General features: G+C 60.2%; 2 protein-coding genes. One reads left to right on the plus strand and one right to left on the minus strand.

Features of this window, described 5'->3' with window-relative positions:
• Window positions 1-279 (minus strand): NAD(P)-binding protein (locus ABRP93_RS11535; RefSeq protein ID WP_349888011.1); only part of this gene is annotated, 279 nt, incomplete at its 3' end.
• 132 nt (window positions 280-411) lie between these two features.
• Between ABRP93_RS11535 and ABRP93_RS11540 the strand changes: the two genes are divergently transcribed.
• On the plus strand, window positions 412-1788 hold the full coding sequence (locus tag ABRP93_RS11540; protein ID WP_349888012.1) for a sodium/glutamate symporter: 1377 nt from the start codon (window positions 412-414) through the stop codon (window positions 1786-1788).
• Window positions 1789-2053: the final 265 nt, after the last annotated feature.

A 2053-nucleotide genomic window follows, 5' to 3' on the forward strand; every position in this document is an offset into this window, starting at 1 on the left:
AGCCATCGATGCGACCGGCGTGCGGTTTGGCGAGTCTGCGAGCGGTGAGGTGGCGGAGGCATCGGCAAGCGGGGCGGGCATGCCCGGCAGGCTCGCGATGTTGTGGGCCTTGCCCAGCGTCAGGGAATCCCAGCGGTGACGCCAGGCGCCGCCGGGGGCGGGGTTGGCATCGATAAGCAGAAAGTCTTGGGCGGGGATAAGGCCGCGGGAGGTGAGCTGGTGGGCCGTTGCCAAGCCTGCCTGGCCCGCGCCGATGATGATGCTGAGGTAGTGCTCCACCGTGCCATTGTAGCGGGGGTGAAAAATCCGCCTTATGTTGTGGCTCACTACATGATAGGTAATGTACTTTTTGTCTGCGCGCTCGCTACTCGTGAGCAGCCTGCCATAACTGCACAGCTAGAAAGGATTCCCATGGAAGATTTTTCCGCTTATACGCTCATGCTGGATGTGGGTTGGATTTCCTTACTCATGGTCATCGGCAATATTTTGCGCCACCAAGTGAAGTTCATCTTCCAGGACTTATTGCTGCCTGCCCCCATCACCGCCGGCCTGCTTGGTCTGCTGGTCGGGCCCAACGTGCTGGGTTGGATCAACTTCTCCGATAACCTCGGCGATTACACCTCCATCCTCATCGCCGTGGTCTTTGCCTCGATGGCGTATTCCATGGAGGTTGGCAGCAACATGGGCAAGGGCGCGCGCAATATGTGGGGCTATTCCACCATGATGTTTACCGGCCAGTGGGGCCTTTTCATCGTGCTCGGCCTGCTCTTCTTCGCCCCAGTCTTTGATACCCCCAACTGGTTCGGCATGATGCTGCCGGTTGGCTTTACCGGTGGCTTCGGCACGGCCGCCGCTGTGGGTGGCGCGCTGGAGGGCGTCGGCGCCGATGCGGCAGCGTCCCTGGGCTTTACGTCTGCGACCGTCGGCACGCTGGCCGCGATTATCGGCGGTGTCATCGCTGGTAACTGGGGCATCCGCAAGGGCAAGGTGTCCTACGTGCCCAAGGAACTGCCTGAGGAGATTCGCCGCGGCTACATTAAGAACCTCGATGATCGCCCCTCTCTCGGCCGCGCGACCACCAACCCTTCTTCCATCGAGCCGCTCGCGCTGCACTTCGGCTTCATCATTCTCACGGTCATGACGGCTTATGGCGTCAATCAGGGTATTTCCAGCATTTGGGAAAACGTTTCCGTCCCGCTCTTTGCGATGTCCATGGTTATCGGTCTCCTCTTTCGCGCCATCATGAACTTCGTCGGCGCCGAGGACTACCTGGATAAGGATTCCGTATCCTCCATCTCCGGTGCCGCTACCGATTACCTCATCGCCTTCGGCGTGGCCGCCATCGTTCCTGCCGCTATCGCTTCCTACTGGCAGGCGCTGCTCGTTCTGTTCATTCTGGGCACCATCTTCTGTACCTTCTTCTTGATGTGGTTCCCCGCCGAGTTCTTTGGCGAGCGCTGGATCGAGCGCGGTATCTTCGGCTGGGGTTGGGCGACGGCCACCGTGGCTACCGGCATCGCCGTGCTCAAGATCGTCGACCCGAAGCTGAAGTCCGGCACGCTTTCCGAATACGGCATGGCCTACATCGGCTTCGGCCCGTTCGAGATTTCGTGGACCATCATCGCGCCGATGGCCGTGATGTACGGGTTTACCGGCGCGTTCGGTGCCGTCTCGCTGGCCATTTCCATCGGCGTGTACTTGACGTTCAAATTCATGGGCTTGCTTCCGCCGCGCGGCACGATTTTCAAAGAGGGCATTGGCCACGTGGGCCAGAAACAAGAAACCTAGCCTTCACAAATTCACTCTGTGCAAGCCGGGCTCCCACACTTCTGCTGTGGCGGCCCGGCTTTGGCGTGCCGCCAATTCGCTTGCTTGCCGATGCCCCTTTCAGCCCCACCTCGATTACACCGTGCTCTCCACTCTTGGGGCGGCCGGGCTTCGGGAGGGCTGTTGTGGCAGAAAACGGGAAGTTGAGCCGGGGGGTGTTCCTATATAGTTTGTCAATCTCGCGGGTGGGGTGGACGGGGGCGGATCCCTAACTCGGGATTTTTAG

Source organism: Corynebacterium sp. KPL2850 (assembly GCF_040225855.1).
Classification (GTDB): domain Bacteria; phylum Actinomycetota; class Actinomycetes; order Mycobacteriales; family Mycobacteriaceae; genus Corynebacterium.